Consider the following 6,792-nt stretch of genomic DNA (forward strand, 5'->3'; position numbering starts at 1 on the left):
CCACGGCGTCACCTTCGTACCTGGCTCCAGTATTCCCCTGACAGCCGACGGCGGGGTCTCCGGCGACAGGTCCACCGGCAGTGCTACGGCCGTGGGGCCCCCCCCCCCCCCCCCCGCGCGGCGGCCGGGGCCCCCCCGGGGGGCGGGGGTGAGGGGTCGCCCCCGCCCCCCGGCCGGATGCTGGGTCAGCGCTGCTGGTTGGGCTTGGGGGCCGTCTGCTGCTCGCCGCTGCGACGAAGGTGTCCGGCCTGCTCGCCGCTGCCGCTGGCCGACTTCTTCGCGCCCTTCACCGGCCGCTTGCCGGTCGTGGTCGAGCGGCCCCGGGCGGCCGCCGTGGAGACGCGCTTGTTGGCACCGGGCATGGGCCGGTTGAGGGCTTCGCCCATCTTCCGCATCGCCGGGATGTTGTTCACGTCCGGCGCTCCGTTCGCGGGCGGCGGCGTACTGCCTCCACCCCGGGGACCGCGATACTCGAGGGCCGCATCTCCCAGCCGCAGCAGCGCATCGGCGCTCGGCAGGGCTCCGCGCTGTTCCGTACCGCGCTCGTCGTCCCGCCGGAGCCGGTCGGCACCGGCCTGTGCCCACCCGGCGACCTTCTCGCACACCTTCAGGGAGGCCCGGCGGACGAAGTCGGCGACCCGACCGTCCTCCATCAGTCGGCCGAAGTGCTCGCCCGCGCGTTCCTTCATGACGCGCATGAGGTTGCCGAACGCCCCGCGGACCGTCTGGAGGCGCTGCCACTCCGGCAGGTCCTGGAGGGCGGGCGCGTGCTCGTCCGCCTGCCGCAGCGCCTCGTTCACCGCGCCCGCCGCCTTCTGCGGGTCGCGGTCCTCGGGCGCCGCTTCCTGCTCGCCGGAGGACGGTGCAGCGGCGGCGGCCGCAGGCGCGGGCGCGGGCGCGGACTCGGCGGCCGGAGCGAGTTGCTCGGGAAGGGCCGGCGGCGCTTCGGGTGCGGACTTCGCCTCGGCGACGGCTTCGGCGAGCATCTGATGGAGACTGGCCAGGTCCGCCTGCACGTCGGCGTACAGGTCCTCCCCCGAGCCCTTCTCGGCGGGAACGCGCTCGTTCCACGCATCCTTGACGGCTTCGAACTCCCCGACGATGTCGAGCGGCCGATCCTCCGTCGGCTCGGAAACGCCCGCCGGGCCGGTGAACAGCGGCAGGTCGCCGGTCGGCTCCGCCACAGGGGCGGGCTCCACCGGGGCAGCAGGCTCCGCCACAGGAGCGGTCTCCACCGGAACGGTGGGCTCCGTGAGGTCGGTGGGCTCGGGCCTCTGCTCGCCCGTGTCGGCGGCCGCCGGGGTGGCGGGCTCCGCACTCTCGGGCGTCGCGGGACGGGCGGGTGTGGCCATCTCGGGGTCCTCCGGTGCTTCGGGGCTCGGGGCGGACGGTTCGGTCTCGGTCGAGGTCGCGGCCCGTTCCGGGCTCGGGGCGTCCGCAGGGACGGGCAGCGCACGCAGCTGCTCGTACGCTTCCGGCGTGGCCAGGGCCAGCACATCGAGGCGGCGGTTCCCCTCGCTGTCTCCCAGGTAGCGCCACACCAGGAACTCCGAGCCGCCATCGGCTACCAGGTCGTCGGCGGCCCGTGCGAACGCCGGCGCGAAGTCCTGGACGGTGGCGGCGGCGTGGGCGGCCTGGAGCAGGCCGTCCTGCTCGGCGGCCGTGGTCACCAGCCAGGCGGCGACCTCGTCCACGGTGGGCGCCTGACCTTCCCGCAGGACGTCGACCACCACGACGACGAGCGTCTCGCGTACCGCGCCGACGCTCCACGCCTGCGCGAGCGGGCCGTCGGCCAGGTGCTCGGCGAGCCACGCGCGGGCCTTCTCCTCGGACACCAGGTGTTCCGCCTGCTGCGGCGCGCGCCGCAGCATGGGCACCTGCACCGTCACCGGCAGCGGCATCCCCGGCACGTCCACCGAGGTGATGCCGGGCAGGACGAGGCCTTGGGATGCCTCAACCGTGTCGGGCGGCCGCGGGTTCCTGCTGCAGGGCGGCGATTGCGCCGAAACCTTCGCGGATACAGAGCGTGGCCCTGTGCAAGCCAAGGTCGCGCTGCTCGCCGAGGCTGCCGCCCTGATTGAGCCGTCGCTTGGCCACCCAGTGACCGTCGTCGGCCGCATGGCGGGCCAGTTCGCCAAGCCGCGCTCCAAGCCGACCGAACTGGTGGACGGCATCACGCTCCCCGTCTACCGAGGCGACATGGTCAACGAGGCCGAGCCCACGGTCCGCGCCCGGCGCCCCGCCCCCGCGCGGTTGCTCAGCGCGTACGACCATGCCCGCAACGCCGTCTCGGTGGCGCGCGAGGGGTCTGGCCGGGAGGTCTTCACCAGTCACGAGGCGCTGATCCTGGAGTACGAGACTGCCCTTACCCGGCGCGACGCGGCAACCGGGGGCGCGTACGGCCTGTCGGGCCACTATCTCTGGCTCGGCGAGCGGACCAGGCAGTGCCACGGCGCCCATGTCGAGTTTGCGGCGGGCATAGCCAACCCGGTCGGCGTCAAGCTGGGCCCGACCGCGAACGCCGACGACGTGCTGACGCTCGCCGCCCACATCGACCCGGACCGGATCCCCGGACGCCTCAGTTTCATCACCCGCATGGGAAGTGACCGGATCCGCGATCTGATGCCGGTCCTGGTGGAGAAGGCGAGGGCCGAGGGCATCGAAGCCCTGTGAGTCTGTGACCCGATGCATGGCAACACCTACACCGCCGCAGGCGGCCTCAAGACGCGCCACTTCGACGATGTACTGGACGAGGTTAAGGGCTTTTTCGAGGTACACCAGGAGCTCGGCACCTGGCCGGGCGGGCTGAACCTCGAGTTCAGCGCCGATGCCGTGACCGAATGTGTAGGCGGCCCGAGCGCCGTCACGGAAGCCGATCTGACCGACCACTACACGAGTACATGCGATCCCCGGCTCAACCGGGTCCAAACGCTGGCCCTGGCCAGGGCCGTGGCCGAGATGCTCGCTCGACTCCGCGGCGCTCCGGAGGACCAGTAAGCCGCAGGTCTTGCCCTGAGGGGCAAGACCTGCGGAACTGTGTCGTGGAGCATACCGCTGGTGCGACTGCCTGCGAAGATCCCCTATGGGACATCATTCACGACCCGTTCCAGGACGCGGTAGACCGTGGCCCGGCTGACGGAGAAGAGTTCGGCGAGGTCGGCGATGGTGTGCTCGCCGCTCTTGTGTTCCTTGATGAGGTGGGCCTGCTGGCGGGCGGTCAGCTTGGGCTGCTTGCCGCGGAGCTTGCCTTTGGAGCGGGCGACGGCCATGCCCTCGCGGGTGCGCATGCGCAGGAGGTCGACCTCGAACTCGGCGAAGGTGGCGAGGATGTTGAAGAACATCTTGCCCATCGGGTCGTTCGGGTCGTAGAGCTGTCCGCCGAGCGACAGGGTGACTCCGCGCGATACCAGGGAGTCACCGATGTCGCGGGCGTCGGGCACCGAGCGGGCGAGGCGGTCGAGCTTCGGCACCACCAGAGTGTCGCCGGCGCGGACTGCGGCGAGGGCCTGGTCCAGGCCGGGCCGTTCGCGTTTGGTTCCGGTGAATCCCTTGTCGAGGAAGATCCGGTCCTCGGCCACGCCCAAGCCGAGGAGGATCTCCTTCTGGGCGGTGAGGTCCTGCATGTCGGTGGAGCAGCGGGCGTAACCCGCCTTCAGTCCGCTCATGGGCACCAGAGTGTACGGATAGCCCCCGCTCACCGTACAGATCACCGGACACCCTAAATGAGACGCAGTCTGCCCAGGTCGCGATCTCCGCCAGTTCAAGATCACGGCTGTTCGTTGGGGGTTCCCCTTACGAACGCGCCTGACCGGACATCAAGAGACTTGGCTATCCCTTTCGGCCGTATCTCGGCTGACCCTCGTGGAACGCCCGGCGGGCGTCGGTGCTGTCATGGCTGGGCTGGTGCGCCGAGCGCGGGTACGACGGCCCGGCTGTCCCGGCCTGGGTGAAGCGGATGCCCCCGCCGGACTCGGAGACCCCGGCCCGCTCGAAGATGGCCGTCGACCGGCTGATCGCCCGACGCGACGTCCACCTCCGGGAGAAGACGCTGTGGCGGATGCTCTACGAGACCGTCGCGCGGGCGGAGGAGATCCTCGGCGTCAACATCGAGGAGCTGGACCTCGCCGCCCGCAGGGCCCCGGTGAAGGCCAAGGGCGCGAAGCCGCGCACCCGACGCCGCGGCGCCCCGCGCGAGGACTACGTCATGGAGCCTGTGTACTGGGACGCCGGCACCGCCCGCCTGCTGCCCCGACTGATCAAGGGCCGTACCCGCGGGCCGGTGTTCGTCACCCACCGCAAGCCGGGCCCCGGGAAGGTCGTCAGCCCGCGCGACGTGTGCCCGGACACCGGGCTGGTCCGGCTGTCGTACGGGCAGGCCCGCGCCCTCCTGGACGCGCACACGGCTGTCGGGGGTGTGGCGGGAACGGGCTGGGACCTGCACGAGTACCGACACTCCGGTCTCACCCACCTCGGTGAGGCCGGGGCCAGCCTGCCGATGCTCATGGCGAAGTCGCGGCACAAGAAGCCGGAGAACGTGCGGCGTTACTTCCACCCCTCGGCTGAGGCGATCGCCGAGGTCACCAGCCTTCTCGCGCCCGGAGACAGCAGGCGCTGACCTCGTCAGCGCCAGTCAAGTCGAGCTGAGCTGGCTGTCTCCAGTCCCCTGCGCATAGAGCCGGGCTACTCGGCCATCCAACTCTGAAGCAGTTATTGCGAAGTTTTCACTTCATACCTACGGTAAGCGCATGCGACCGAAGCACGAGCCTGAGCAGATCACCGACCTGTCACGGTTGAGGGCGTTCATGAACCCGCTGCGGATGCAGCTGTACCGGCTGCTGTACGCCGCGGGCACCGCGACCGCCTCTCAGCTCGCCGAGCATGTCGACGAAACGCCCTCGCTGGTCAGCTACCACTTGCGCAAGCTGGCTGAGCACGGCTTCGTGACCCAGGCGAGTGGCCAGGGCACCGACGGCCGCGAGCGCTGGTGGCAGGTGGCATCTGAAGAGGGCTGGGGCTTCCGTGACTCGGACTTCGCAGACACGCCCGAGGGAGCCGCCGCCGTCGGCGCGGTGACCCGAGGGATCTTCGACACCCGCGTCGCCCAGTACCGCACGTATCTCGACCAGAAGTCCGCCTGGGGGAAGGCGTGGACCGACGCATCCTTCAGCTCCGAGTGGCTGCTCGACCTCACCCCTGCCGAACTCGCCGAGATGAGCGACGAGCTTGAGGCGCTGGCCCGGCGCTGGCGGGAGCGCGGCAAGGCCGCCAAGGCGGCCGACGACACCGAGGACCGCGAGCACGTGTCTGTGCACCTATACGGCTTTCCCTTCCGGCCCTGACTCAGCCGAATTCCCAACGTACTTGGAGCCCACCATGGCCACCCCAGAGACGGTCCTGCCCAAAAACGCCGCCACACCGGCCCACCGCGACGGCAACGTGTTGCGCTGGCTCACCGCCTACACCGTCTCCCTCATTGGCGACAGCGTGTACTTCGTCGCCCTGGCCTGGTCCGCCCAGAAGGCCGCCGGTCCTACCGAAGTCGGCCTCGTCATGGCTGCCGGGGCAGTACCACGAGCGTTACTCATGCTCGGTGGGGGTGTGGTGGCCGACCGGTTCGACCCCCGCCGGGTGATTCTCGGCAGTGACACGCTGCGCTGCCTCCTCATCCTGGCGGTGGCCGCCGGTATCGCACTGACGGCTCCGGCCTTGTGGATCCTGGTCACGGTGGCGCTCGTCTTCGGCGCCGTCGACGCACTGTTCGTACCCGCTGTCGGTGCTCTTCCGCCCCGGATCACCGCCCCCGACCAGTTGGCCCGGGTCACCGGCATGCGCTCGCTGTCGACGCGCCTCAGCCAGATCGCGGGCCCGCCGATCGGCGGCCTGGCCATGGGACTCGGTGGACCCGCAGCCGCCTTCACCACCGCCGGACTGTTCATCGCCCTGTCCCTGCCGCTCCTGCTGACGATACGGATACGGCCCCTCGTGGCGCCCGACGCGGAGCGGCCGGAGCCCGGCACCGCGCGGCAGGACCTGCTCGACGGCCTGCGCTACATCCGCCGCCACCAACTCATCGGCCCGCTCGTCGCCGCCGGCGCCGTCTGCGAACTCGGCCTCACCGGCACCCTCAACGTCGGCATGGTCCTCCTCAACGCCGAACGCGGCTGGGGCCCTTCCGGCTACGGCTGGATCGTCAGCAGCTTCAGCGCAGGAGCTGCGGCCAGCGCCGCACTGCTCGCGATCGCCGGTTGGCTGCCGCGTGCCGGCCTGATGATGGCCGGGACGCTGCTCGTGGGCTGCGCGGGTGCGGCCACGATCGCTCTGGTGCCGACCCTGTGGCTCGCCGCGGTGCTGGCTGCGGTCATCGGACTGTGTGCGGGCGTCTTCGGCAGCCTGGACAACGCCCTCATACAGACTGCGGCGGACCCGGCCTATCTTGGCCGGGTGACCTCCGTGGTCATGCTCACGATGGTCGGTCTCGCCCCCCTCAGCTATCCGCTGGTCGGTGCCGCCATTGGAGCCTGGGGCGCCGCCCCGGTGTTCGTCGCCTGCGGCATCTTCGCCAGCCTGGGCGTGGGCATCGCCCTGGCCTCCGACGCGGTGCGGCACGCCGAACTGCCCCGGCAGCGGCCAGGCGTGGCCATCTAAGCCTTGATCCACCGACCCGTGCCTTGCGGATAACGTCTCGGACAACGAAGACGTGCCTTGTGACCTGCGATGATGGGAGTTCTTCAGGCTTCCAGCACGCACAATCAGCAAGGCACTTCCGAGATGCAAGTTTCCCACACGCGGGCG

Annotated in this window: 4 protein-coding genes and 2 pseudogenes; 4 read left to right on the top strand and 2 right to left on the bottom strand. The window is 70.7% G+C overall.

Going from position 1 to position 6,792, the window contains the following annotated elements; genetic code table 11:
• Window positions 1–185: 185 nt before the first annotated feature.
• On the bottom strand, window positions 186–1,901 hold the full coding sequence (locus ACFU5K_RS30820) for a hypothetical protein (protein ID WP_384067733.1): 1,716 nt from the start codon (window positions 1,899–1,901) through the stop codon (window positions 186–188).
• Window positions 1,902–1,923: 22 nt separating this feature from the next.
• Between ACFU5K_RS30820 and ACFU5K_RS30825 the strand changes: the two are divergent.
• A pseudogene (locus ACFU5K_RS30825) lies at window positions 1,924–2,997 on the top strand (3-deoxy-7-phosphoheptulonate synthase).
• Between the two features lie 83 nt (window positions 2,998–3,080).
• Here the strand turns inward: ACFU5K_RS30825 and ACFU5K_RS30830 are convergent.
• A complete protein-coding gene (locus ACFU5K_RS30830) occupies window positions 3,081–3,665 on the bottom strand; it encodes a recombinase family protein (protein WP_384067727.1) in 585 nt (194 codons plus the stop codon).
• A gap of 194 nt (window positions 3,666–3,859) precedes the next feature.
• On the opposite strand from ACFU5K_RS30830, the pseudogene ACFU5K_RS30835 reads away from it, so the two are divergent.
• The 3 genes and pseudogenes from ACFU5K_RS30835 to ACFU5K_RS30845 form a co-directional block, all read left to right on the top strand.
• Window positions 3,860–4,615 (top strand): annotated as a pseudogene (locus ACFU5K_RS30835) (site-specific integrase); the annotation flags it as partial.
• 130 nt (window positions 4,616–4,745) lie between these two features.
• Window positions 4,746–5,339, top strand: coding sequence for a helix-turn-helix domain-containing protein (locus ACFU5K_RS30840; protein WP_223772490.1), 594 nt, complete (start codon window positions 4,746–4,748; stop codon window positions 5,337–5,339).
• Between the two features lie 34 nt (window positions 5,340–5,373).
• Window positions 5,374–6,645 carry an MFS transporter gene (locus ACFU5K_RS30845; RefSeq protein ID WP_384067731.1) on the top strand — a complete coding sequence of 424 codons (1,272 nt, stop codon included), beginning with the start codon at window positions 5,374–5,376 and terminating at the stop codon, window positions 6,643–6,645.
• Window positions 6,646–6,792: the final 147 nt, after the last annotated feature.

Origin of the sequence: Streptomyces sp. NPDC057428, assembly GCF_042803195.1 — a bacterium.
Lineage (GTDB): Bacteria > Actinomycetota > Actinomycetes > Streptomycetales > Streptomycetaceae > Streptomyces.

Coding starts and splice junctions, on each gene's coding strand:
- ACFU5K_RS30820 (WP_384067733.1), bottom strand. CDS start 1,901: ATGCCGCTGCCGGTGACGGTGCAGGTGCCCATGCTGCGGCGCGCGCCG.
- ACFU5K_RS30830 (WP_384067727.1), bottom strand. CDS start 3,665: ATGAGCGGACTGAAGGCGGGTTACGCCCGCTGCTCCACCGACATGCAG.
- ACFU5K_RS30840 (WP_223772490.1), top strand. CDS start 4,746: ATGCGACCGAAGCACGAGCCTGAGCAGATCACCGACCTGTCACGGTTG.
- ACFU5K_RS30845 (WP_384067731.1), top strand. CDS start 5,374: ATGGCCACCCCAGAGACGGTCCTGCCCAAAAACGCCGCCACACCGGCC.